A 24652-nucleotide genomic window follows, 5' to 3' on the forward strand; every position below is an offset into this window, starting at 1 on the left:
ACGCCAGCGAAAGACCCTCCATGCCCTCTCCGAAAGCCGTCGATCTCGCCGCCCATCCGTTGACCGCGTGGCGAGGGCCGCTCGGCCTGCCCGATTTCGCCCATATTGGCGACGGTGATTTTTCTCCCGTCTTCGACGCCGCGCTGAAGGCGCATGAGGCCGAGATCGACGCGATATCAAGCAACAAGGATACGCCGAGCGTCGAGAACACGCTTGCCGCGCTTGAGCTCGGCGGCGAGGCGCTGGATCATGTCTCATCGATCTTCTGGTGCCGCGCCGGCGCCCACACCAACGAGACCATCCAGGCCCTGGAGCGTGATATTTCGCCGAAGATGTCGCGGCACTTCTCGGCCATCTCGATGAACGAGAAGCTGTTTGCCCGCATCGACGATCTCTACCAGCGCCGCGAGAGCCTTGACCTCGATCGCGAGACGCTGCGCGTCCTGGAGAAGACCTGGAAAGGCTTCGTCCGTTCCGGCGCCAAGCTCGACGCCGACGGCAAGACGCGGCTGGCCAAAATCAACGAGGAGCTGTCGTCGCTCGGCACGACTTTCGGTCAGAACGTGCTCGCCGACGAGCGCGACTGGGCGCTGTTCCTCGACGAGGCCGATCTCGCCGGCCTGCCGGATTTCGTGAAAAGCTCGATGGCCGAGGCCGCCGAGATGCGCGGCCAGAAGGGCCGCTACGCCGTCACCCTGTCGCGCTCGATCTATGAGCCGTTCACAACCTTCTCCGAACGCCGCGACCTGCGCGAGATCGCCTATCGCGCCTTCACCATGCGCGGCCAGAACGGCGGTGCGTCCGACAACACGTCCGTGGTGCGCGACATGCTGAAGCTGCGCGCCGAAAAGGCGAAGCTGCTCGGCTACGCCTCCTTCGCCGCGCTCAAGCTCGACGACACCATGGCCAAGACACCGAAGGCGGTGCACGCACTGCTCGACCCGGTTTGGGAAAAGGCATTGGAAAAAGCCGCCGCCGACCAGAAGGAGCTGGAGCGTCTGGCGGCCGAGGCCGGCAGCAACGAAAAATTCGCCGCCTGGGACTGGCGCTTCTACCAGGAGAAGCTGCGCGCCGAGAAGTTCGCTTTCGACGAAGCGGAGCTGAAACCCTATCTGCAGCTCGACCGCGTCATCGACGCCTGCTTCGACGTCGCGACACGGTTGTTCGGCGTCACGTTCGAGGAGAAGAAAGGCATCGCCGCCTGGCATCCGGACGCGCGCGTCTTCGTGGTCAAAAATGCCGACGGCAGTGAGCGCGGCCTGTTCCTCGCCGACTATTTCGCGCGGCCGTCAAAACGCTCCGGCGCCTGGATGAGCGCGCTGAAGTCCGGTTACAAGCTTGGCCATGGCTCGAAGCCGGTGATCTACAACATCATGAACTTCGCCAAGCCGCCAGCGGGCGAACCGGCTTTGCTGTCGGTCGACGAAGCGAAGACCTTGTTCCACGAATTCGGCCATGCGCTGCATGGCATGCTGACCGACGTCACCTGGCCGTCGGTGTCAGGCACCTCGGTCAGCCGCGACTTCGTCGAACTGCCCTCGCAGCTCTACGAGCACTGGCTGACGGTGCCGGCGGTTCTGGAAAAGCACGCGCTGCATGTCAAGACCGGCAAGCCGATGCCGAAGGCGCTGCTCGACAAGATGCTGGCCACGCGCACCTTCGGCGCCGGCTTCGCCACCGTCGAGTTCACCGCCTCTGCCTTGATGGACATGGCCTACCATGCACGGCCCGACGCGCCGGAAGAGCCGCTTCGTTTCGAGACCGAAACGCTTGCGACGCTGCATATGCCGGATACGATCGCCATGCGCCATCGCACCCCGCATTTTGGCCATGTCTTCGCCGGCGAGGGCTATTCGGCCGGCTACTATTCCTACATGTGGTCGGAGGTGCTGGACGCCGATGCTTTCGCCGCCTTCGAGGAAACCGGAGACCCCTTCAACCCGGCGCTGGCCGAGCGGCTGAGGAAGAACATCTACGCCGCCGGCGGCTCGAAGGATCCGGAAGAGCTCTACACGGCGTTTCGCGGCAAAATGCCGTCGCCGGAAGCGATGATGGTCAAGCGCGGATTGGTGTAGGCAATCGCCGAAGTCGGCGCCGACGTTAACCTCGTTATCCTTGGCTGCCGACCCAAGGATCCTTTACCCTTGGCCACACCGGCCGCGTCAGCTTCGTGTAATTCGTCGCCGCCGGATTGCTGGGATAGGAACTCGGCGCCGCGACATAGATGATCTCGGCGGCGATCGGCTCGAAGCCGGCGTAGAAATGGTTTGTCGACTTGATCAGCAAAATGTCTTTCGACAGCGGATCGATGCCGATGTTGGAGAAGACATCCGGCTCGAAGGTCTGGGTGCGGTTGGTGTTCAGGATCACATCGACTTCGGTGCCCTCGATGCGCACCACCGCTGATGGTCCCAATGTCACCCGGCTCGGGCCAAAACTCTGCCAGCCCTCGGCAACCGCTTTCAGTACCTTGACGCGTGCATCGATCGGTTCGCCCGCCTGCGGGCCGGCCTTGCCGCCGAAACGCAGGTCGATGACGGCGCCCTCGCCGGCCGCCTGGCAGAAAGTCACCGCGATCGGATCCCAGATCGTCGCCACGCCGAACTTGTCCAGGCCCCGCGCCAGCATCTGGCGTAGCACGAAGGTGCCGTCGCCGGGAACGCCTCCGCCGGGGTTGTCCCAGATATCGGCAATGACCACCGGCTTGCCCGGTCTTTGCTTGCGCACGGCCAGCGCCCGATCGATGCCGTCGGCCGTACTCAGCATCGTCATCGCGGTCGTTTCGCGCATGGCATAGAGCTCGCGTCCAAGCCGCTCCGCCAGCGCATCGCCCTTGGCCTTGTCATTGTCGGTAACGACAAGGATGCGCGTGCCCATTTCGGGCACGTCGGCGGCCATGAAGCCGTGGATGACCGAGACCGACAGCACGCCGTCCTTGCCGTGCAGCGCCTTGATGCGGTCGACGAAGGAGCGCATCGGTTCGCGGCTGGTCGGCAGCACCTGGATCATGCGGCAGTCGAAAGTTGAGATGACCGGCTTGATCTCGCCGCGCGCCGCGGCCAGGCCAAGCGCGACCACATGCTCGCCGCGCTCGTAGAAATCGGTGTGCGGGAATTCGAGGAAATAGGCCATGATGTCGGACGCCGCCACGCGCTTCGGCGTCAGATGGCTGTGCGGATCGAACTCGCAGGCAATCACCACGCTTGGCCCGACAATGCCACGCACGCGCTCCAGCAGGTCGCCCTCGCAGTCGTCATAGCCTTGCGCCACCATGGCACCGTGCAGGCCCAGAATGACGGCATCGACCGGCAAGGCGGCCTTGAGCTGGCCGAGGATTTCGTCGCGGAGCGCCTCATAGGTCTGCCGCTGCACGAGGCCGCCGGGCTCTGCCCAGGTGGCGGTGCCTTCGATCACGGTCAGGCCTTCGGCGGCCGTGCGGCGGCGCAGCGCCACCATCGGCGAGGAGCACAGGGTCGGCGTTTCCGGATGCTTGCCCGGCCCGGCATAGAACGCCATCTCGAAAGAGGCCCGGTCGGTTGGCACCGGCGAGAAGGTGTTGGTTTCCGTCGCCAGCGAGGCGGTGAAGATACGCATGAAAACTCCGTGGACTTCTTGTTTTCGCAATTCCGGACGGATAACCGCTGGGCACTTTTCCTGGAATTGCTGGGATTGCTATTTGACAGCCCCGAGCGCCAAGCCCCGGACAAGATAGCGCTGCAGCCAGATGAACAGGATCGCCACCGGCAGCGTCGCCAGCAGCGTCGCCGCCATCACATGGTGCCATTCGATCGTGTAGCGCCCGGCAACCAGCGAGAACACCTGGATCGGCAGCGTATAGCTCTCCTGGCTGCGCAGCATGGTGAGCGCCACGACGAATTCGTTCCAGGCATTGATGAAGGTGAAGATCGCCGTCACCGCGATCGCCGGCAGGCAGAGCGGCAGGAACACTTTTCGCAGCGTCAGCCAGCGGCCGGCGCCTTCCATCCAGGCGGCTTCCTCGAGGTCGCGCGGAATGGTGTCGAAATAGCTCTGCAGCATCCACACGGTGAAGGCGACGTTGAACGCCATGTAGATGAAGCCGAGCGCGGTGGTCGATTCGACCAGTCCCCAGGCAGCCATCAGCCGGAACAGGCCGAGCACCAGCACGATCGGCGAGATCATCTGTGAGATCAGCAGGAACTGGCGGAACGCTCCATATCCGGCAAAGCGGAAGCGCGACATGGCATAGGCCGCCGGGACGGAGATGAGGATGGCGCCAACGGTGGCGATGACAGACACATAGAGCGAATTGGCCAGCGCCCGGCCGAAGCCGGTCGCCACCCACATGTCGGCAAAATTCGACCACCGGAACTCGCTCGGCCACCAGGTCGGCGTCAGCACTTCGGTACGCGGCTTGACCGCTGTCAGGAACATCACCGCGAAGGGAAAGATCGTCACCACGATCAAGGGCGCCAGCAGCAGCCAGGCGATGATGGTGCGCTTCAGCTTGGCCTTCATGCGCGTTGCTCCCGCATGGCAAGGCGCACATAGATCATGGTGAAGATCAGCAATATGGCGAACATCACCAGCGAGACCGCCGACGCCTCGCCGAGTTTGCCGATACGGAATGCCAGCTTGTAGAGGTGGGTGACCAGTATGTCGGTCGAGTTGGCCGGCCCGCCCTGCGTCATCACCCAGATAATCGGGAACGAGTTGAAGACGTAGATGGTGTTGAGCACGATGGCGATGTTGATGAAGGGTTTCAGGAGCGGAAAGGTGATCTCGCGGAACTGCTGCAGCGGCGTTGCCCCTTCGAGCGCCGCCGCCTCGTAGAGATCGTCCGGGATCGACGACAGGCCGCCGAGAAAGATCGTCGTGGTGAACGGCACCGTCACCAATATGCCGATCAGCACCTGCATCGGAAACGCCGTCTCGGCGCTCGCAAGCCACTGGATGTTGTGGTCGATCAGGCCAAGTCCGATCAGCGCCGAATTCAACATGCCGCTTTCACCGCTCAGCGCCCAGCGCCAGACCACGGCCGTCATGGTCAGCGACACTGCCCAGGGCAGCATGATGATGACGCGGGCAAGGCCACGCCCATAGAAATCGGTATTGAGGATCATCGCCACCGGGACCGAGAGCAGCAGCGCTCCGCCGACCACCAGCACCGTCCACAGCCCCGTGCGCCAGAGCGCGGCGACGAAGTCGGGATCGGCGGCCAGCGCGGCGAAATTGGCAAGACCGCTGAACTCGCGCAGCTGACCAAAGCGATTGACGTCATGCGTGGCGATCTGGATCAGGTCCCAGACCGGCCAGAAGATGACCACCGCCGCCAGGAACAGACTGGGCAAGGTCAGGAGGTAGGGCAGGAAGCGATTTTGCATCGGCTGATTTTATACCGCGTTGCGAGGCATCAGTAGCACTGGTTGGCCAGTTGACCTGTTCTTCCCAGGCGCTCGGTTTCGAACTCTTCCCCGGCGTCGGCGCCGCCCCTCACCTGCCTGCCGGCATCCTCTCCCCGTATAGAGACGGGGAGAGGGGAGCTTTCATCACCGCTTTCGCCAGTCACCAGCGTCCCAGAAAGGCTCCGAGATGCCGGCCGCCCTTTCTCCCCGTCACTATACGGGGAGAAATGCCCGGCAGGGCAATGAGGGGCGGCGCTGACGTCGACAATTCGTCCAAAGTGGTTGCTTGTCAGTCTTCGTTATTTACGTGGAGCGCAGCCAAATGTCTGTTTTGGAAATGTGGCGCGCCCCACCTGAGTCGGGGGCGCGCCACGGGCGCAGGGAGATACGCCCTATTGTGGGGCGCGGCCCCTACTTCTTCAGCACTGCGTTGGCCTTCGCCGCCGCTTCCTTCAAGCCTGCCTCGGGATCGCCGCCGAGATAGATCTTCTGCATGGCATCCGACGTGATCTGGGCAACTTCTTCCCAGCCTGGGATGACCGGCGCGAAACGGGCATCCGGCAGCAGGGCGGTAAAGGCGGCCAGGTCGGCGTTGTTGACGTAATAGTCCATCTTGGCCTCTTCCTTGTTCACCGGCAGGAAGCCTTCGCCCTGCGTGAACTTGGCGCGCTGTTCCGTGGTGAACAGGAAGTCCATCAGCTTCCAGGCCTCGTCCTTGTTCTTGGAGTTCTTGAACATGATCATGGAGTCTGTGACGCCATAGGTGCCGCGCGCACCGGTCGGACCGGCCGGAATGGCGGCAACGCCATATTTGAGGCTCGGCGCCTCGTCCTTGATCTGGTTGGACAGGAAGGGCGCCGTGATCATCATGCCGACCTTGCCCTGCTTGAACAGGTTCTGCACGTCCTCGCGATTGTTGGAGGTGACGCCGGGCTCCGTCAGCCCCTCGTCGATCATCGACTTGTAGAGCTTGGCCGCTTCGAGCGCGCCCGGCGTGCTCAGGCCCGACGTGCCGTCCTTGTTGAGGATCTCGGTGCCCTGCGACCACATCGCGTAGTAGTAATAGACGTCGGTCTCGATCTCCTTGCCCTGAAGGCCGAAACCGAAGGCACCCTGCGCCTTGATCTTGCGAGCATCCTCCTGCAATTCGGTCCAGGTTGCCGGTGGCTTGGCGATGCCGGCCTTCTCGAACAGCTCCTTGTTGTAATACATGGCGCGCGCCGAGGCGGCGATCGGCAGGCCGTAGGTCTTGCCGCCCATGATCGAGGGCGACAGGAAGGTGTCGATGAAGCGACCCTTGAATTCGGGCGTGATGTAGCTGTCGAGCGGCTCGGCGACGTCCTGCTGGACGAAGTCGATCAGCCAGCGCGTGCCTATGATGGAGAGATCGGCGTTGGTGCCGGCGGTGATGTCGGTGGTCAGCTTCTGCAAGAGCACATCCCACGGCACCACCTCGAATTTGACCGTGATGCCAGGGTTCTTCGCCTCGAACTCGTTCTTGACCTGCTCGAAATACGGACCGGTCTTGGCGCTGTATTCGGCGACGGTAACCCGCACTTCGCCGGCCTCTGCCTGCGCCGCGAAGGCCAGAATGCCCATTCCGGCGATCAGGCCGGCAGTCCATTTCGCAAGGTTCATCCGATCTCTCCCATTGTTTCGCGCATTCGCGCTCCTTGTGCCGGTGCCGGCACAAGATTTATGTGACTTTCCTACATTATCGATGAATTCGCCGCGCGCAAGCGGATTAATATGTTGCTTAATTACATCCTGTTCTTTAGCCTCTCCGGCATCTGCCTGACCTGCGGGAGGAGCAAGCGCCGTGGTTTCGAGAGCCGAATTCGAAGGCAGGACCGCCGTCGTCACCGGCGCCGGTGGCGGCCTTGGCTCGGCGATCGTCGCACTGCTGGCCGGCAGGGGCGCGCGGGTGGTCGGCTGCGACCAATCAGAGGAGGCGCTGGCGAGCCCGCACCTTGCCTCGCGGCATGTCTTCGACCTTCTCGACCGGGCTTCCATCGAGGCGGGGATCGCCGCCGTTCTCGATCGGGACGGCGTGCCAGATATCCTGGTCAACAATGCCGGCTGGACGCGCGCCGAAACGCTCGATGCGCTAACGGCGGACACGATCGAACATGAGCTCGACCTCAACCTGACCGGTGTGATGACTTTCGCCGACCCGCTGGTTAAGGCGATGGCTGCACGCGGTTCGGGCAGCGTCGTCTTCATTTCTTCCGTCAACGCCATCGCGCATTTCGGCAATCCGGCCTACGCCGCCGCCAAGGCCGGCATCAACGCCTATGCCAAGTCGATCGCCGTCGAGCTCGGCCGTAGCGGCGTGCGCGCCAATGTCGTCTGCCCCGGATCGATTCGCACCGCCGCCTGGGACCATCGCCTTGCCAAGAACCCTGACATAATCGGCAAGCTGCAGCGGCTCTATCCGCTCGGCCGCATCGTCAACGCCTCGGAAGTCGCCGAAGCGGTGGCTTTCCTTGCCTCGGACCGCGCCTCGGGCGTAACAGGCGTGGTGATGCCCGTGGATGCGGGACTGACCGCCGGCTGCCTGCCGTTCATCGACGACATACTGGGAGCGTGACCATGACCGACGTCGAGTTTCGCAACCTCTCGAAATCCTTCGGCCAGCACAAGATCCTCGAGGAGATCAGCCTCGACATCAAGAGCGGCGAGTTCGTCGTGCTCGTCGGCCCGTCCGGCTGCGGCAAGTCGACCTTGCTGCGCATGCTGGCGGGCCTGGAGACCATCAGTTCCGGCGACCTCCTGATCGGTGGCACGCGCGCCAACGACCTGCCACCACAGCAGCGCAACATCGCCATGGTGTTCCAATCCTACGCGCTGTTCCCGCACCTGAAGGCTTCCGACAATATCGGCTTCGGTCCGAAAATCCGGGGCGAGAGCCGCGCCGCCATCGACCAGAAGGTCAAGAAGGCGTCCGGCGTCCTCAACCTGTTCTCCTATCTCGACCGGTATCCCCGCCAGCTCTCGGGCGGCCAGCGCCAGCGTGTCGCCATGGGCCGCGCCATCGTTCGCGAACCCTCGGTGTTCCTGTTCGACGAGCCGCTCAGCAATCTCGACGCGCAGTTGCGCGTGCAGATGCGCACCGAGATCAAGGCGCTGCACCAGCGGTTGAAATCCACCATAGTTTACGTCACCCACGACCAGATCGAGGCCATGACCATGGCCGACCGCATCGTCGTGATGGACCGCGGCAGGATTCAGCAGGTCGGGCCGCCGCTGGAGCTCTATGACAGGCCGGCCAACAAGTTCGTCGCCGGCTTCCTAGGCTCGCCGTCCATGAGTTTTGTATCCGGGGCACTGAAGACGACGCCCGGGACGACCTGGTTCGAGTCGGTCGGCGGCGGCCGGCTTGCGCTTGCCGGCGACCCGGTGCCGGCAGGCAGTGCCGTTGAGGCGGGGATCCGGCCGGAGCATTTCATCGTCGGTGAAGCCACCGACGCCATGACGCTCAAGGTTGATGTGGTCGAGCCGACCGGCTCCGAAACCCATGTCTACGGCGCCATTGGCACCGATACGGTGCGCGCCGTGTTCCGCGACCGGGTGCCGGTGCGGCCGGGCGACCTGCTGCCGGTCTCGGTCGACCCCGGCAACATCCATCTGTTCGACACGGCGACGGGCCTGCCGCTGAGATGACGACGGAAACGCGGATATGAAGACGCCGGCCGATATCATCACGCGGCTGCAGCTGATGTCGCAGGACGGCACCAAGTCGGATCGCCGGCTGGCGAGCCTCGTCCTGTCCGACCTCGACTTCGCCTCCAAGGCCGCGATCTCCGAGATCGCCGCGCGGGTCGGTGTCAGCGAACCGACGGTCACCCGCTTCTGCCGCAATCTCGGCTGCGAGGGGTTGCGCGACTTCAAGTTCTACCTGGCCCAGGCCATCGCCATCGGCGGCCAGTATCTGTCGCCGGAGCCACTGAGCCGCGACGCCCGCGAACAGCGCATTGCCTCGACCATCACCGAAGCGGCGGTTACAGCCATCCAGCGCGCCAGCGAGAACCTCGACATGACGACGCTGGTCGACGTCGCCGCGCGCCTTGCGGCATCAGGCAATGTGCTGTGCATAGGTTCGGGTGGCATTTCCTCGATGATGGCGACCGAAATGCAGAACCGGCTGTTCAGGCTCGGCCTGCCGGTTCTGGCACAGATCGACGGACAGTTGCAGCGCATGTATGCCGCCGTTGCCACGCCAGACACCACGGTGGTCGCCTTCTCGGTCTCCGGCTATGCGCGCTCGGTCATCGAGGCGGTGCAGGTCGCCCAACAATATGGCGCCGCCACGGTGGCGGTCACCGCGCCCGACTCCGCACTGGCCAAGGTCGCCGACACTGTCATCCACCTGCAGCCGTTCGAGGACGGCAACATCTACAAGCCGACATCGTCACGTTACGCGTTGCTGGCGATCGTCGACATGATCGTGACCTCGGTCGCCGAGACACGCGGACCGAAGGTGCTGGAGAACCTGCGCCGCATCAAGCAGAGCGTGAACACGCTGAAGGTCGACGACCCCCGTTTGCCGCTGGGCGATTGACGAGCCGGCGCCGAAACCGCCAATTTCTCCCCAAGCGGGGATAAGGAGTGGTCCGCGCAGCGGACGGAAAGCCAACTGATTGGCTTCCGAACGACCAATGCCCGGAGCGACGGCGCAGGACCGGGTCCGGCAGGACAGAGGGGGGCGCTGTCCTGCCTGCATCTCAATTTTGGAAAAGCGCTTCGACACCTGTTACCAGCGCCTCCGGATCACCCAATATTCGCAACGTCTTGAGGCGGGCCGTACCGCCGGCGACGACCGAAACGGCCGATGCCGGAACACCTAGCGCCTTGGCGACCAGCCTCTCCAGCGCTTGATTGGCGGCGCCATTTTCCGGCACGGCGCGGACCCGCGCCTTCACGTGACTTCGTCCGTCCGCCAATGTTTCTACAATGTCGAGCCGGTCCACGGAAGACTTCGGCGTCAGCCGCACGAACAGATCGACGCCGTTCTCGCGCATGCGGAACGGCGCGCTCATGCGATCGTCAGGCCAGCAGCAGCGGCGCGACCGTGGTGAGAATGAACTGCCTGAGGAAGAACAGGATCAGCAACAGGATGATCGGTGAGATGTCGATACCGCCAAGGTCGGGCATGAAGCGGCGGATCGGCCGCAGCGCCGGCTCGGTCAGGCGGTAGAGCATGTTCCCGATGCTGCCGACGAACTGGTTGCGCGAGTTGACGACATTGAAGGCGTAGAGCCAGGAAAAGATCGCCGAGGCGATGATCACCCACCAATAGAGGTCGAGCGCCATGACGATGGTTTGTATGAGGGCGAGCATGCCGGACTCCAATTGTTGCCGACATGTAGCCATTACGCGCCAAACCGGCAAGGGCAGGGTTCCGCCACGCGACCGGCAGCCGGTTTTTCGGTGAAGCGCCGCCTTGACAGGAAACCGCGGCGCCCGATAAATGCGCCATCCGCTGGACGGGGCTGTAGCTCAGCTGGGAGAGCGCGTCGTTCGCAATGACGAGGTCAGGAGTTCGATCCTCCTCAGCTCCACCAGCGGAATAATCGTCCGGCTTTTGACCGTCCCGGCAAGGCGCGGCCGGCATCCGCCACGGCGCGATGCAAGGCGTAGCCCCGATCCCCCCAAAAATGGCCAAATGGCATTTCGCCGTTTCCGAGGCGAAATGGTTGTCAATTGGACTTATGGCGATGGCCGGTGTCCGGTAGGCGCTATTTTTTTTGGAAGCCGCCCCATTAGAGTGGCGTTCTCAAATCAGTTTTTTCTGTGTGTTGTGACAGGGCGTTTCGGCGGGGGCGACCGAAAGCGCTATACGGATTCCGAGTCGAAATGAAGTATCCGCCTGCGAAAGCAAACTAGTGTCCATTCGCCAGAATCTTGCTGCAAATCTCAGGCGGCTCTGCAAGGACCATGCTTCTGTCAGCGCGGTATGCCGCGAGCTTGGCATCAACCGCACACAATTCGAGCGTTACCTGCAAGGGCAGACCGTGCCCAACAAGGCCACCGCCAAGCTGATCTGCGATTATTTCCGCGTCGACGAAGCCGAGCTGTACCGGTACCCCGGCGCCCCCTCGCCCGCGGCTCCCGGTCTGCCGCCGATCTCCGAAAGCCTGTTCACCCAGATGATCCGGCCGCCCGCTCCGTCGATTGCGGGCGGCACCTATTTCACCTATTTTTCGATCCCCGGCAGATCCGATCTGCTGGTGCGGGCGATCACCTTCGTGCGTCGCGAAGCCGAGCTGGTCACGTTCCGCAGGGTCACCGGATGGTCGGAGCATCATCGCTCGACATGGGCGCGGGCACGCGGCAATCATTATGGCGTGGCGATCTCGCGCCTTAACTGGATCTATTTCAGCGGCGTCAACCGCCGCCAGACAGGCGAGCCGTCGCTGATCTCGGTGCAATGGGCGCCTATCTCCGAACCGGTGCTGACAGGCAAGGCCATGCTTCTGACCGAAGCCGGGCCGGCATTCGTGTCGGTCATCATGCGGCAGGATAGGTCCAATATCCGGCCCAGGCATGCGATCCGCATGGCGCATGTCGTCAGGCTCGATGATCCCAGCCTCGACCAGCTCGTCGTCAGCCTCGCTCGCGACGGGCTGGGTTAGCCGCTTGCTTACGCTGAATAAGAACAAGAATATCCCGAAAAAGCGTATGCCAGCGATTGCCTACTCCATAACCGAGTAAAATCGATTTTTTTAGACTTTCTAGCCAAGAAAGATATTTTAGCTCATGGCTGATTTACTACAGTTTTAACAAACCAGTAACTCTTCCGACCTTACCTTTCTTCCCGCGGATCCCTTTCCGGGATCTTTCAACAGATCCCTGGGGGTCGGGGAAAGGGACGAAAATGACCAAGAAAGTGAACATTGGCCAGAACATGATGTTGGCGGCAACCAGGCACGGCTTGTCGGCCTGCCCCACGGCGGCGCTGAGCCATTCGGCGATCAAGCGCCTTCTGGGCCTCGACCGCCTCACCGACGCGCCCATCTATGCGTTGACCCTCTCAATCCCGGAACTTGATCCGCATTCGGCCGGTCGATCGATCAATTAGCCGGCGTAGTACATCTAGTGCAGCCAGTACGCATTCCCTAAAGTTCCATTCGATGACAGGAGCAGAACATGTCAAATCAGGCCTTACGTCAGTCAGAGCTCGACAGTCTCCAATATATCGCGACGATGACCAATGAGCTGGTGCAGATGGCCGAAGCGAGCCGCTTCCCCATGATCTCCTATCTGCTCGGTATGGCCTATGCCGAAGCCTTCGACGTCTTGCGCGGCGCACGGCCGGCACGACACGCGCAGCTCAGCGGCAATCCGATGCACCCCAAGGCACACCCGAAAGACAACCACGCTCAGCCAAGAACAGCGTAGCGCGATGCAATTGTCGGGCTTGCGGGACGGCTCGCACGGATTTGAGGGGCATTAGTCCCGCAAACTGAACACGAATGGCGCTGTACGGCTGACGCGCGGGCCGAGTTCCGCCGGTGGCGCCGGCACGGTCGCGCCCTGCAGCACCGCAAGTGCTGCTCGGTCGAGTTCGGCATCGCCGGACGAACGGGCGACCCGGGCCGACAGGACCCGGCCGGATGGGTCCATTGTAAAAGTCACGTTCACATTGCCCTGCGCGCGCCGGGATTTCGCGGCGCTCGGATAGCGCTTGTGGCGATTGATCCACGCCGTCAGCCGCGATTCCCATTTGGCCGGGCTGACACCCGAGAACCCGGCCGCCGATTTCGTCGCCGCCGCCTTGGCGGCAGGCTTGGCCTCGGCTCTCGCGGCACTTGCCGTCTTCGGTGGCTCGGCCTTTTCCTTCTTCGGCCTTGGCTTGGGCTTGTCGACCGGCTTTTTAACCTTGGCTTCGGCCGGTTTCTTTTCCTTGCGCCGTTCCGTCGGCTTTGCCCGCGGCAGCGGAACGACAGCCTCCGGCGCGACGGTCTCGACAATATCGGGGACGACCTGTTCCAGCGGCGGCTGTTCGACCGGTTCGGCCTTCGTCATCTCCGTAGGTTCGTTCGGCGGCACCATCACGGCCTCGGTAACAGGCTCCGCTTGCTCGACCATCTTGTCAGGCTCGGCCTCGGCGGCCTTCTCGGTCTGTTCGACTGGCTCGGCCCGGTCGGGAATGGCCGCGTCGGGCATCGCGGCCTGTTCGGGCACCGACGGCGTCACCATCATCGGCGCCATCTCGACCACTAGGGCCGGCGGCGGCCCGCCATCCGACAGGTCGACTGGATTGAAATTCTGCACGGCATACGCGACCGCGACATGAGCCCCAAGCATCAGCACCGCCGCGCATGCCCATAGGCCAAGGTCGCGCCAGTCGAAGCGCGACAGCACCACCGTGGGCGAGGCGGCGGATGGCGTCATGGAGCGGCCGCTTTGCCTGGCGCCGGTGCGGCGATATCACCTGCCGGCGCGGCCTCCAGGCCGACCAGCGCGATCTTCAGATAGCCGGCGGCCCGCAGCAGGTTCATCGCCTCCATCAGCTCGCCATAGGCGACCGCCTTGTCGGCTCGCAGGAATATCCGCGTCTGCTTGTCGCCCTTGGTGCGGCTGTCGAGCGTGGCGGCAAAAGCCGGGCGCGGCACCGTGTCGTTGCCGATCGCCAGGCTGAGATCGTTCTTCAGCGTCAGGAACAGCGGCGTCTCCGGTCGCGGCGCCGGCGTCGCGGTCGAACCGGGCAGGTCGACATTGACATCCACCGTCGCCAGCGGTGCGGCGACCATGAAGATGATCAGGAGCACAAGGATGACATCGATGAAGGGCGTGACGTTGATCTCGTGGCTTTCCTCGAGGTCGTCGTCCAGGGTCTGTCGAATTCTGCTCCCCATGGCGTCGCTCCCGCTACTCCGCCGCCAAGGCTGTCGCCGGCGCTATCGTGCGGAAATCAAGGTCGCGGCTGACCAGCCGTTCGACGCCGGCCGAGGCGTCGGCGAGGATCTGCCGGTAGCCGGCTATCGAGCGGGCGAAAACGTTGTAGATCACCACCGCTGGGATTGCCGCGACCAGACCCATCGCGGTGGCCAGCAGGGCTTCGGCGATGCCCGGCGCGACCACGGCGAGATTGGTGGTCTGAGCCTGCGAGATGCCGATGAAGGCGTTCATGATGCCCCAGACGGTGCCGAACAGGCCGACGAAAGGCGCGGTGGAACCAATCGTCGCCAGCAGGCCGGTGCCGCGCGACATGCGCCGCGACGCAGCCGCCTCGATGCGCGACAGGCGCGAGCTGACCCGTTCCTTCAGTCCGTCGCCGCCGACGTGGTCGAGCGCATTGGCCGAAAGCGCGGCCTCTTCTTCCGCTGCCCGCACCAGGAGCGCGCCGGGATCGCCACAGCGGTCGAGCGCGCGGCTCGCCTGCTTCAGCGTGGCGGCATCGCCGATCGCGCGGACGGCACGGCGGAGGCGCAGCTTGCCGCCGAAAATCTCCAGCGATTTGGCCAGCCATATCGTCCAGGTAACGAGCGACGCGAAAGCCAATCCAGTCATCACCGCCTTCACGATGATGTCGGCGGCCTTGAACATGCCCCATGGCGACAGGTCATTCGGCAGGTTCAGGTCCATAGCCCCCGCAGGCGCGGCCTCGGCCGGCGCTGTCGCGCTCGGCTGGCCGGCTGGTTGCGCGGGCGCCATGGCAGCCGGTGCAGCTTGTGCCGGCGCGGCAGGGGCCTCAACCGCTGGAGAAGAGCCGGCCGGTTGCTCCTGGGCCGTGGCGCCGGTCGCCCCCAGGACAAGCGATGCGACCAACGCCGCCAACAAACCATATCTCGACATGAGCTTCTTCCTTGTTCTCACGGCGGCCAGCCGCTTGCCGGTTCCTGCAACCGCCGGCGACGACTTCACTGCACATAGCCGACGGGTTGGCCGGTGACGGGATGCGCGAACACACCCATCTCGACGCCGAAAATGTCCTTGAGCACATCGCTCAGCATGATCTCGCTCGGTGTGCCGCGCGTCAGCAGCCTGCCGTCCTTCAGCGCGATCAGCTCATCGCAGTAGCGCGCCGCCATGTTGGGGTCGTGCAGCACCACGACGACGCACAGGTCGCGCTTGCGGCTGAGCTCCCTGACCAGGCCCAGCACCTCGACCTGATGCGCGATGTCGAGCGCCGAGATCGGCTCGTCGAGCAGCATGACGCCGGCATTCTGCGCCACCAGCATGGCCAGCCAAGCGCGCTGGCGCTCGCCGCCGGATAGTTCATCCACCAGCCGCTCAGTGAATCCTTCCATGTCGGTCAGCATAAGGGCCTGCTCGACATGGCGCCTGTCCTCGGCGCCGAAACGGCCAAGCGCACCATGCCATGGATAGCGTCCGAGCGTTGCCAGCTCGCGCACGGTCAAGCCCGTCGCCGCCGGCGTCGTCTGCGGCAGATAGGCAAGAGCCCGCGCCAGCTCGCGCGCGCCCCATTGCGATAGCGGCCGTGCGGCGAAAGTGATGGCGCCGGAGCTTGCCGGCTGCTGGCGCGCCAAAAGCTTGATCAGCGTCGATTTGCCCGAACCGTTATGGCCGATCAGCCCGTAGACGCGCGCGCGCCGCAATTCGAGCGAGACCGGACCGAGCAGCGTCCGTTCGCCGACAGCGAAACGCACGGCATCGATATCGAATGCGGTCTGGCTATCGGCTTCGGCCATGGTCACGGCATTTCTCCAGCCCCGCCGCCGCATTCCGATCCTGTCTGCGGAGGCAGGTCCCCGGTTGACTATGAAACATGATATTGTTAGTCAAGATTTAAGATGGGAATGCACCGCAAAAACCTGAAACGCTCCGGGGCCGGTGCCATTGTTGCCGCGTACGGGCCCTCACCCGCGCAGCCGGCCGATCCGCGCCGGCGATCTCGGTCCCGGGCCACACGATGTCGGCATCCGGTGTCGCCGCATCGATGCGGACACGCTAGGGTGAGCCGGCGGCAAGGAGCTCCGGATGATCAAGGCGACACCCTTCGACTACCCCTATGACGGCAGGCTGGTTGCCGAAAACACCGCGCTCGTCGTCATCGACCTGCAACAGGATTTCCTGTCGACATCGGGCTATTTCGCCAGGAAGGGGTATGACCCCTCGCCGCTGCGGGCGATCCTGCCCGCCGTGAACCGCCTGATCGCGGCCGCGCGCAAAGCCGGCGTCACGGTCATCCACACAAGACAGGGTTACCGCGCCGACATGGCCGACATGACGCCCTACGAGAAATGGCGCCGCAAGCGTTCCGGCCTCGACGGCACCGACGTCCTGCTGCGCTCAGGCGCTGGGTTCCAGATCGTCCCGGAGATCGACGTCGCGCCGCACGACATCATCGTCGACAAGACCTGCAACAGCGCCTTCACCTATACGGATTTCGAGCTTGTGCTGCGGGCGCAAGGCATCACGCATCTGATGTTTTCCGGATGCACGACGGATGTCTGCGTCCACACCACGCTGCGCGAGGCCTGTGACCGCAATTTCCAGTGCCTGACGATTTCGGACGCCTGCGCCAGCGGCGACAGACAAGCGCATGAAGCGGCGTTGCACATGGTGACGGTCGAGGACGGCGTCTTCGGCGTGCTGGCCGATTCGGACGCCGTCATTGAAGGCCTGTCGCGGCTTGGCGACAGCCTGAAGCAGCAGACGATTGATGGGCTTCACCCCGCTGCTCGCGTCTCCAATCCTGGGCGAGGCGCATAAGCTCTAGGCTGGAACTCGCTGGCCTCCCGGCGCGCCAGGGAGTTGCGCAGCAGCGCCAATGTTTCCCGGCCGGCCGTCGCGATCTCGCGCGGCGTGTCGACGCCGACGATCATGAACTCATCGATCCCGAGCCCGGCATAGGCGAGCAGCGACAGCGCGGCCTGAGCAGGCGGGCCGGATAGGTCGACCGCCTTGTGGCCGGCGGCGGAAACACCCTGGTGGATCCTGACCGGAAGCGCGAAGCGCAGTTTGCCCGCACGGCCATGTTCGGCCGCGGCGCCACGTGCCCGCTCCATCAATTGCCTGATGTCGTCGATCGGCCCCGGCGCCAGTTCGAAGACATCGGCATGCCGGCCGGCCACCTTCAGCGCCGTTCCGGATTGCCCGCCCATGCGGACCACGAGGTCGGCGCCATGCGGGCCCTTGCGCGGCACATAACCGCTTTTGATGCTGTAGAAAGCGCCTTCGTGATCGAAGGGCCGGTCGTTCGACCACAGCCGCTTCAACAGCACCAGATATTCGTCGATGCGCTGCCAGACGACGCCATGTCCGACCGGCCGTGTCTCGGCATCGTCGTCGTTCAAGGGCTCGCTGATCATCCTGAGCGTCAGCCGTCCGCCGCTCTCCCTGTCGATGGACGCCAGCTGGCGGGCAGCGACCGTGGGTTCGATCACGCCGGCCCAGTGGGTGAGCACCACTTGCAGCGAAGCGGTGCGGTTGAGCACCTGCGAGGCCAGATCCATGTTGGTCAGCAGCCCGGCCGAATCGTCGACGACGATCTTCTGGAAACCGCCGTCCTCGATCAGCCCGAGCTTGGTCGAGGTCTCGGCGAAGTCATAGAAAAAGGGAACCGCCGCGTCGGCGGTCTTGCCGGGTACATGCGTGAATTCGATCGGCATTGTCATCTCCTCCATCACTGGAATCACTGATGCTGTGAAATGCGAATCCTCAGGCGCGCGAAAACGCCCCGGGATCCGGCTCATTCAACTCCGATTGCCTGAAAGCTGTGGGGCAGCAGCCCCTGTCGATCCCGCGCCTTAGGGAATAAGGCCCAGCACGACTGCCCCGGTGAACACGAACGCAAGGGCAAAGACGAGATAGGCGAAAGCGCCGGCATAGGCCGGGCGAAAGCCCTGGGCATTGGCCACTCGCTGGCCGTTGCTGTCGGTCTGGGCGTTCTGGAAATAGGACATGTCGACCTCCGTCTCGCCGCTTAATCTATAAAACTTGTAGACTTTGTCGATTGCTATTTTTGGGCAACTGACAGAATTATTTTCTCGTTGACCGCCAAAAATTGGTGTGAAGTTGCTGTGAGCTGGGTCCCAGGCAATCGATCGGAAAAGCGCGGGGGTATCGATGTGAGGCGTCCCAAGGTCCAGCTTCTTCATTCCGGGACAGCTTGACGCCCTTCCTCTCCCCCTCCGGAGGGATAGGAAGGACACCAAATCCTACTCGTCTAACGCTCTTCCCTTCGAAACGGCTTGAGCAGCGCCGATGGCGCCACAGCGTTGCGCGACATGACGGCCATGGCGACGATGGTGAAGATGAACGGCAGCATCAGGAACGCCTCGTAGGGGATGTGTCCAAGCCCACTCGCCTGCATTCGCAATTGCAAGGCATCGACGAAGGCGAACAGCAGCGCGGCCCCTGCCGAGCGCCAGGGATCCCAACGGCCGAAGACGACCAGTGCGATCGCCACCCAGCCGCGCCCGGAAACGACGCCGAAGGTGAAGGCGTTGAACTGCGCCATCGACAGGAAAGCACCAGCGAGCCCCATCAGGGCGCCACCGAGAATGACGGCCTGGAAGCGCGTGGCGATGACGCTGACGCCGGCGGAGTCGGCCGCGCGCGGGTTCTCGCCGACCATGCGCACCGACAACCCCCACGGGGTGCGGTAAAGGATGAAGGCCGCCAGAGGAATGGCCAGAATGGCCATGTAGACCAGCGCGAACTGGTTGAACACCGCAGGTCCCAGCACGGGAATGTCCGAGAGAACCGGGATCGGCAGCGTCTGAAAACCCTTGATGCTCGGCGGCACCGATTGCTGGCCGAAGATCAGCCGGTAGAGGAAATAGGCCAGCCCCGACGAGAACAGGGTGACGCCGATACCGCAGACATGCTGGCTGAGACCGAGCACCACCGTGAACAACGCATGCAGCGCGCCCATCAGCATGCCGGTCACTACCGCCACCAGCACACCGAGCCACAGGCTTCCACTGAGGCTGGTGGCGGTGAAGCCGGTCATGGCGCAAAGCAGCATGATGCCTTCGATGCCGAGATTGAGCACGCCGGCCCGTTCGGAGAACATTTCGCCGAGCGTGGCGAAGGCCAGCGGCGTGGCGATGCGGATGATGGCGGCGAGAAAGCCGACCTGAAAAATCTGCTCGAACACCGCGCTCATCCGATGGCTCCGACGCGGCGGATGCGATAGGCCGTGAACAGCAGCGCCACCAGCATGGCAAGCAGCGCCGTGCCCTGGATGACGTCGCTGAGGAAGGCCGGCACGCCGGTCGCGCGCGACATAGCCTCGGCGCCGGTCATCACGGCTGCAAGGAAGATCGCCGCCGGCACGACGCCGAGCGGGTTGAGCCGCGCTAGCATGGCGACGACTATGCCGGAATAGCCGTAGCCCGGCGAAATATCGCTCATCACCTGGAAATGCACGCCGCCGACCTCACCGACGCCGGCCAGCCCCGCCAACGCGCCCGACAGCAGCGCCGTCGACAGCAGCACGCGCTCGACATGGATGCCGCCATAGCGTGCCGCTTCCGGGTTTTCGCCGGTGACCCTGATCCGGAAGCCCAGCGTCGTGCGCACGATCAGGAACCAGATAACCGGGGCCGCGATCAGCGCCGCGACGACACCGAGATGCAGCCGTGTGCCTTCGATCAGCACCGGAAAGTTCGCCGAATCCTCGATCGGCGGCGAGATCGGATAGCCGCTGAAGCTGTCCTTCCACGGTCCCTCGATCAGTGCCATCAGGGCATAATAGATGACCGAGTTGAGCAGCAAGGAGCTCACGACATCGTCGACCTTGAACTTTACCCGCAGCGTCGCAGGCACCAGCGCGACCGCCGCGCCCGCGGCCGCCCCCGCCAGCGCCATGAAAAGCATGGCAAGCGATCCTGGCATCGGGATCGCACCAACGAAACAGCTCGCCACCGCGCCGGCCAGCAATTGCCCTTCCGCGCCGATGTTCCAGAACTTTGCGCGGAAGGCGACCGCTACCGCAAGTCCGGTAAAGATCATCGGGGCGGCGCGGACCAGCGTTTCGGTGACGGCGTAGCTGTCGCCAAGCGAGGCCGTGAACATCACGCCGTAGGATTCGAACACCCCGGCCCCGGCCAGCGCGATCAGGCCGCTGCACAGGATGAGCGTGGCGACGATCGCCAGCAGCGGCAGCGCGAGGTTGAACCAGGCGGGCGTGGACGTGCGGACTTCGAGGCGGAACATCAGTGGCCCTCCGCGCCGGTCATCAGCAGGCCGAGCCGGGCGACGGTCGCATCGGCACTGTCCAGCGTGCCGACGATGCGGCCCTCATACATCACCGCGATGCGGTCGCAGAGCACCAGCAGTTCCTCCAGATCCTCGCCGATGACGATGATGCCGCAGCCCTTGGCGCGCATGTCGAGGAATTTTTCATGGATGAAGCGCGCCGCACCGATGTCGAGGCCACGTGTCGGCTGTGAAACGATCAGCACCTTCGGATCGAAAGCAAGCTCGCGCGCCAGAAGCGCTTTCTGCAGATTGCCACCGGACAGCGCGCCGGCGCGCGTCATCGGCCCGGGACATCTGATGTCATAGGCCTTGATCTGTTCCTCGGCGAAAGCGCGGATCGCATCCGGCTTGAGCAGGCCCTTGGCGGAGAAGGCTGAAGTGCCGATGCGCGGCAGCACCATCGAATCGGCGAGCGGCAAATTGGTGACCAGCCCCGTCGTCATGCGATCTTCCGGGATGCGGCCAAGGCCGAGCGCCTGCACCTCGCGCGGCGAGAATTTTGCCACCTGTTTGCCGGCTATCGTCATTCGGCCCGTCTCGGGCGCCAGCACGCCGGAGATCACCTCCGCCAGCGCCCGCTGGCCATTGCCGGAGACGCCGGCGATGCCGAGGATTTCGCCTGCACGAACCGCAAGCGACACGTCGCGCAACGCCGTGCCGGAATGCTTCGAGGTTGAAACACCGTCGAGCGTCAGCACATCGGCGCCGGGCGTCGACGATCCCCTTGCCGGCGGCACGATCTCATGGCCGCACATCAGTTCAGCCATTGCAGCCGACGTCGTGTTGGCGGGGTCGTCGACACGGCCCGCGACGCGGCCATGCCTCAGCACGGTGCAGCGATGCGTCAGCGCCCGCACCTCGTTGAGCTTGTGCGAGATGAAGATGATGCCCAGGCCTTGCGCCGCCATCGAGCGCAGGGCCGAAAACAGTCCGTCGACCTCGCTCGGTGCCAGCACCGCCGTCGGCTCGTCAAGGATCAAGAGCTTGGCACCGCGAAACAACGCCTTGACGATCTCCAGCCGCTGTTGCTCGCCGACCGACAGCGCCGAGACCGGCAGATTGGGATCGAGCGTCAGCCCGTGCCGGCTGCTGATTTCAGCAAGCCGCGCCAGCCCGCCGCTGCGGTCGATCCGTCCCGATTTGCCCGGAATACCAATGAGCAGATTTTCCAGCACGGTGAGCCGTGGTGCCAGATGAAAATGCTGATGCACCATGCCGATGCCCGCGGCCAGCGCATCGGCCGAGCTGGTGATCCTGACTGGCTGGCCCTGGATCAGGATCTCACCGGCATCCGGCGCGTAGGCACCGAACAGCACGTTCATCAATGTCGTCTTGCCGGCGCCGTTCTCGCCGAGCAGCCCGAGGATTTCGCCCGGCGCCACGCTGAGATCCACAGCCTCGTTTGCCTTGACGACGCCGAAGCTCTTGGTGATGCCGCGCATTTCGATGAGAGGGGCGGACAAGAATGCTCCTGATTTTTCCGATCCGGCCTTAGCTGCGGAGGGCGGCGCTGTACCCCCCTCTGTCCTGCCGGACATCTCCCCCTCAAGTGGGGAGATTGGCAGCTTCGCCGACTTCGCTTATGTTTCAAGGTCGGCGATTGGCGAAAGCCGAAGTGACATCTGATCTCCCCCCTTGAGGGGGAGATGGCCGGCAGGCCAGAGGGGGGCGCCACGCGCCAGCCCCTCAATCATGGCGTCAATCCGAAACCGGCGTGTTCTCGTCGACATCGACGCGGAAATTGCCTTCCAGGATCTCGGCCTTCTTCTTCTCGACCAGATCCTTGACCTCGGCGGGCAAAGTCTTGTCGAACTTGTGGAAGGGCGCCAGATACGAACCGCCCTTGGCCATGCGCGAGAAATCGCCATAGTCCTGCGCGGTGTAGACCCCCGCCTTGACCAGCTTGATCGCCTGCTCGACCGTCGGATACATGTCCCAGACCGGACCGGTGATGACGGTATCGGGGCCGAGGCTCGACTGGTCGGACATGTTGGAGATGGCGAAGATCTTCTTTTCCACCGCCGCCTCGATGACGCCGAAGCGTTCGGCATAGATGACATCGACGCCGGCATCGATCTGCGCCACCGCGGCTTCCTTGGCCTTCGGCGGATCGAAGAAGGAGCCGATGAAGGCGACCTTCTTCTTGACGTTCGGGTTGACCTCCTTGGCGCCGGCGAAGAAGGCGTTGACCAGCCGGTTCACTTCCGGAATGCCCATCGCCGCCACCGCGCCGACCGTGCCCGATTTCGACATCTTGCCGGCGATCATGCCGGAGAGATAGGCGGGCTCGTGGATCCAGTTGTCGAACACGCCGAAATTCGGCTCGGCCGGCCCGGCGCCGGAGCCGAACAGCCAGGCTGTCTTGGGGAACTGCTTGGCCGTGCGGCGCGATTCACGCTCGGCGGCGAAGGCATCACCCAGCACCAGCTGGTAGCCGCCCTGCGCATATTCGCGCATGACGCGGCTGAAGTCGGCGGTCTGGACCTTCTCCGACCATTTATATTCTATGCCCAGTTCCTTCTCGGCCTTCTGCAGGGCGACGTGGATCTGGTTGTCCCAGGGTTCCTCGATCGGCGTGGCGAAGATCGCCGCCACCTTCAGTTTTTTGCCCGCCGCGAAGGCCGCACCCGGCAGCATCGTCGCGGCCAGGCCAAGCGCGCCCAGCTCCAGCACGTTGCGTCGCGACAGCCCTTCGCGCATCGAATGAGATCTGTTCTTCCGGTCTTCCATTGAAGTGCCCCTCTGTTTGACAGCCGTGTCGAGCCGGCCGTTCCTGAAATCAGACGGGGAACTATGGAACGGGTCCGGACTTTTGTCCACATGGTCAAATTTGGCAGGATCGAGCATATCCACTCTCCTGGCCTGCCAGGAAGAGCGATTGCTCAGGCCCGTTCGAGCGCGATGGCAATGCCCTGGCCGACGCCGATGCACATGGTGGCCAGCGCATAGCGGCCGCCGCGCTCGCGCAGCTCCAGCCCCGCCGTGCCGGAGATGCGCGCGCCCGACATGCCTAGCGGATGGCCAAGTGCGATGGCACCGCCATTCGGGTTCACGTGCGGCGCATCCTCGGCAATGCCGAGTTGGCGCAGCACGGCGATGCCTTGCGAGGCAAAGGCTTCGTTGAGTTCGATGACATCGAATTGTTGCGGCGTCAGGCCAAGCCGCGCACAAAGTTTCTGCGTCGCCGGCGCCGGACCGATGCCCATGATGCGCGGCGCGACCCCGGCGGCGGCCCCGCCAAGAATACGGGCGATCGGCGTCAGCCCGCATGTCTTCACCGCCGCTTCCGAGGCAACAATGAGCGCCGCAGCGCCGTCATTGACACCAGACGCATTGCCGGCCGTCACCGTGCCACCTTGCCGGAACGGCGTCGGCAATTTGGCCAGCGCCTCGACGGTTGTGCCGGCGCGAGGATGTTCATCCTTGCTGATAGTGACCGCATCTCCCTTGCGCTGTGGGATGGTCACCGGGGTGATCTCCTTCGCCAGCCGGCCATTGGCTTGTGCCGCGACGGCCTTGTCCTGGCTGCGCACGGCGAAGGCATCTTGGTCCGAGCGGGAAACAGCGAAGTCTTCCGCCACATTCTCGCCGGTTTCCGGCATGGAATCGACGCCGTATTGCTTCTTCATCAGCGGGTTGACGAAGCGCCAGCCGATGGTGGTGTCATAGATCTCGGCATTGCGCGAGAACGCCGTGTCGGCCTTGGGCATGACGAAAGGCGCGCGGCTCATCGATTCGACACCACCCGCGATCATCAGTTCCGCCTCGCCGGCCTTGATGGCACGCGCCGCGATGGTCAGCGCGTCCATGCCCGAGCCGCACAGACGATTGACCGTCGAGCCTGGTATCTCCTTCGGCAGCCCAGCTAGCAGCAAGGCCATGCGCGCCACGTTGCGGTTGTCCTCGCCGGCCTGGTTGGCGCAGCCATAGACGACGTCGTCGATCCGCTGCCAGTCGATGCCGGGATTCCGCTCAAGCAAAGCCTTCAGCGGGATGGCGGCAAGATCGTCGGCACGAACCGAAGACAGCGAACCGCCGAAGCGGCCGATCGGCGAGCGGATGTAGTCGCAGATATAGGCCTCGGCCAT

General features: G+C 63.9%; 24 protein-coding genes, 1 tRNA gene and 1 pseudogene. 9 read left to right on the forward strand and 17 right to left on the reverse strand.

Translation table 11 applies throughout. From position 1 onward, the window contains the following. Nucleotides 1-20: 20 nt before the first annotated feature. On the forward strand, nucleotides 21-2075 hold the full coding sequence (locus LB557_RS22695) for a M3 family metallopeptidase (protein WP_224713095.1): 2055 nt from the start codon (nucleotides 21-23) through the stop codon (nucleotides 2073-2075). A gap of 34 nt (nucleotides 2076-2109) precedes the next feature. Here LB557_RS22695 and LB557_RS22700 read toward each other — a convergent pair whose 3' ends face one another. The 4 genes from LB557_RS22700 to LB557_RS22715 all read right to left on the reverse strand — a co-directional run bounded on the left by LB557_RS22700 (nucleotide 2110) and on the right by LB557_RS22715 (nucleotide 7022). Continuing rightward, nucleotides 2110-3594 (reverse strand): M81 family metallopeptidase, encoded by a 1485-nt coding sequence (locus tag LB557_RS22700; protein ID WP_224644055.1) that lies wholly within the window; start codon nucleotides 3592-3594, stop codon nucleotides 2110-2112. A 78-nt stretch (nucleotides 3595-3672) separates the two neighbouring features. Beyond that, a complete protein-coding gene (locus tag LB557_RS22705; RefSeq protein WP_015315119.1) occupies nucleotides 3673-4497 on the reverse strand; it encodes a carbohydrate ABC transporter permease in 825 nt (274 codons plus the stop codon). Then, a complete protein-coding gene (locus tag LB557_RS22710) occupies nucleotides 4494-5363 on the reverse strand; it encodes a carbohydrate ABC transporter permease (RefSeq protein WP_015315118.1) in 870 nt (289 codons plus the stop codon). Before LB557_RS22710 ends, LB557_RS22705 begins: the two co-directional genes overlap by 4 nt. A gap of 432 nt (nucleotides 5364-5795) precedes the next feature. Then, complete coding sequence (locus LB557_RS22715; RefSeq protein WP_224644056.1) at nucleotides 5796-7022, reverse strand: ABC transporter substrate-binding protein; 1227 nt, start codon at nucleotides 7020-7022, stop codon at nucleotides 5796-5798. Between the two features lie 181 nt (nucleotides 7023-7203). On the opposite strand from LB557_RS22715, the gene LB557_RS22720 reads away from it, so the two are divergent. The 3 genes from LB557_RS22720 to LB557_RS22730 are packed head-to-tail and all read left to right on the forward strand — an operon-like array spanning nucleotide 7204 to nucleotide 9945. Beyond that, nucleotides 7204-7974 (forward strand): SDR family NAD(P)-dependent oxidoreductase, encoded by a 771-nt coding sequence (locus tag LB557_RS22720; protein WP_224586370.1) that lies wholly within the window; start codon nucleotides 7204-7206, stop codon nucleotides 7972-7974. Between the two features lie 2 nt (nucleotides 7975-7976). Further along, entirely contained in the window at nucleotides 7977-9047 is a 1071-nt protein-coding gene (locus LB557_RS22725; protein ID WP_140616538.1) for an ABC transporter ATP-binding protein, read from the forward strand. 16 nt (nucleotides 9048-9063) lie between these two features. Further along, on the forward strand, nucleotides 9064-9945 hold the full coding sequence (locus LB557_RS22730) for a MurR/RpiR family transcriptional regulator (RefSeq protein WP_140662492.1): 882 nt from the start codon (nucleotides 9064-9066) through the stop codon (nucleotides 9943-9945). 163 nt (nucleotides 9946-10108) lie between these two features. Here LB557_RS22730 and LB557_RS22735 read toward each other — a convergent pair whose 3' ends face one another. Beyond that, nucleotides 10109-10423 carry a DUF167 domain-containing protein gene (locus LB557_RS22735; RefSeq protein WP_224644057.1) on the reverse strand — a complete coding sequence of 105 codons (315 nt, stop codon included), beginning with the start codon at nucleotides 10421-10423 and terminating at the stop codon, nucleotides 10109-10111. A 7-nt stretch (nucleotides 10424-10430) separates the two neighbouring features. Beyond that, on the reverse strand, nucleotides 10431-10724 hold the full coding sequence (locus tag LB557_RS22740; RefSeq protein WP_015315112.1) for a YggT family protein: 294 nt from the start codon (nucleotides 10722-10724) through the stop codon (nucleotides 10431-10433). Nucleotides 10725-10872: 148 nt separating this feature from the next. Between LB557_RS22740 and LB557_RS22745 the strand changes: the two genes are divergently transcribed. The 4 genes from LB557_RS22745 (at nucleotide 10873) to LB557_RS22760 (ending at nucleotide 12785) form a co-directional block, all read left to right on the forward strand. Beyond that, nucleotides 10873-10948: transfer RNA gene (locus LB557_RS22745), tRNA-Ala, on the forward strand. Nucleotides 10949-11269: 321 nt separating this feature from the next. Next, nucleotides 11270-12019: a helix-turn-helix domain-containing protein gene (locus LB557_RS22750; protein WP_224713096.1), complete on the forward strand. Its 750-nt coding sequence runs from the start codon at nucleotides 11270-11272 to the stop codon at nucleotides 12017-12019. A 242-nt stretch (nucleotides 12020-12261) separates the two neighbouring features. Next, nucleotides 12262-12465, forward strand: a complete 204-nt coding sequence (locus LB557_RS22755; protein WP_224529567.1) for a nitroreductase family protein — start codon at nucleotides 12262-12264, stop codon at nucleotides 12463-12465. Between the two features lie 68 nt (nucleotides 12466-12533). Beyond that, complete coding sequence (locus tag LB557_RS22760; protein WP_015315110.1) at nucleotides 12534-12785, forward strand: hypothetical protein; 252 nt, start codon at nucleotides 12534-12536, stop codon at nucleotides 12783-12785. Nucleotides 12786-12836: 51 nt separating this feature from the next. Here the strand turns inward: LB557_RS22760 and LB557_RS22765 are convergent, their stop codons facing one another. From LB557_RS22765 to LB557_RS22780, 4 genes are all read right to left on the reverse strand, one after another. Beyond that, entirely contained in the window at nucleotides 12837-13781 is a 945-nt protein-coding gene (locus LB557_RS22765) for an energy transducer TonB (RefSeq protein WP_224644059.1), read from the reverse strand. After that, nucleotides 13778-14245, reverse strand: coding sequence for a TonB system transport protein ExbD (gene exbD / locus LB557_RS22770; protein ID WP_140616534.1), 468 nt, complete (start codon nucleotides 14243-14245; stop codon nucleotides 13778-13780). The genes LB557_RS22765 and exbD overlap by 4 nt, the downstream gene beginning before the upstream one ends. Before the next feature lie 13 nt (nucleotides 14246-14258). Continuing rightward, on the reverse strand, nucleotides 14259-15185 hold the full coding sequence (exbB, locus tag LB557_RS22775; protein ID WP_224644060.1) for a tonB-system energizer ExbB: 927 nt from the start codon (nucleotides 15183-15185) through the stop codon (nucleotides 14259-14261). Nucleotides 15186-15250: 65 nt separating this feature from the next. After that, nucleotides 15251-16042 carry an ATP-binding cassette domain-containing protein gene (locus LB557_RS22780; RefSeq protein ID WP_181166325.1) on the reverse strand — a complete coding sequence of 264 codons (792 nt, stop codon included), beginning with the start codon at nucleotides 16040-16042 and terminating at the stop codon, nucleotides 15251-15253. A 289-nt stretch (nucleotides 16043-16331) separates the two neighbouring features. Between LB557_RS22780 and LB557_RS22785 the strand changes: the two genes are divergently transcribed. Beyond that, on the forward strand, nucleotides 16332-17066 hold the full coding sequence (locus tag LB557_RS22785; protein ID WP_140616531.1) for a cysteine hydrolase family protein: 735 nt from the start codon (nucleotides 16332-16334) through the stop codon (nucleotides 17064-17066). Here LB557_RS22785 and LB557_RS22790 read toward each other — a convergent pair. From LB557_RS22790 to pcaF, 7 genes and pseudogenes are all read right to left on the reverse strand, one after another. Further along, nucleotides 17024-17965 (reverse strand): LLM class flavin-dependent oxidoreductase, encoded by a 942-nt coding sequence (locus LB557_RS22790; protein WP_224644061.1) that lies wholly within the window; start codon nucleotides 17963-17965, stop codon nucleotides 17024-17026. The genes LB557_RS22785 and LB557_RS22790 overlap by 43 nt on opposite strands. A 138-nt stretch (nucleotides 17966-18103) precedes the next feature. Beyond that, nucleotides 18104-18259, reverse strand: coding sequence for a hypothetical protein (locus LB557_RS22795; protein WP_015315103.1), 156 nt, complete (start codon nucleotides 18257-18259; stop codon nucleotides 18104-18106). Nucleotides 18260-18522: 263 nt separating this feature from the next. Next, nucleotides 18523-19467, reverse strand: coding sequence for an ABC transporter permease (locus LB557_RS22800; protein ID WP_224644062.1), 945 nt, complete (start codon nucleotides 19465-19467; stop codon nucleotides 18523-18525). Then, nucleotides 19464-20519 carry an ABC transporter permease gene (locus tag LB557_RS22805; RefSeq protein WP_224644063.1) on the reverse strand — a complete coding sequence of 352 codons (1056 nt, stop codon included), beginning with the start codon at nucleotides 20517-20519 and terminating at the stop codon, nucleotides 19464-19466. The genes LB557_RS22800 and LB557_RS22805 overlap by 4 nt, the downstream gene beginning before the upstream one ends. Nucleotides 20520-20755: 236 nt before the next feature. Next, nucleotides 20756-22102, reverse strand: a pseudogene (locus LB557_RS22810) (ABC transporter ATP-binding protein); the annotation flags it as partial. A gap of 160 nt (nucleotides 22103-22262) precedes the next feature. Then, complete coding sequence (locus LB557_RS22815; RefSeq protein ID WP_140662476.1) at nucleotides 22263-23294, reverse strand: BMP family protein; 1032 nt, start codon at nucleotides 23292-23294, stop codon at nucleotides 22263-22265. A gap of 152 nt (nucleotides 23295-23446) precedes the next feature. Continuing rightward, nucleotides 23447-24652 (reverse strand): 3-oxoadipyl-CoA thiolase, encoded by a 1206-nt coding sequence (pcaF, locus tag LB557_RS22820; protein ID WP_224642653.1) that lies wholly within the window; start codon nucleotides 24650-24652, stop codon nucleotides 23447-23449.

Source organism: Mesorhizobium sp. BR115XR7A, assembly GCF_020165315.1.
Classification (GTDB): domain Bacteria; phylum Pseudomonadota; class Alphaproteobacteria; order Rhizobiales; family Rhizobiaceae; genus Mesorhizobium; species Mesorhizobium australicum.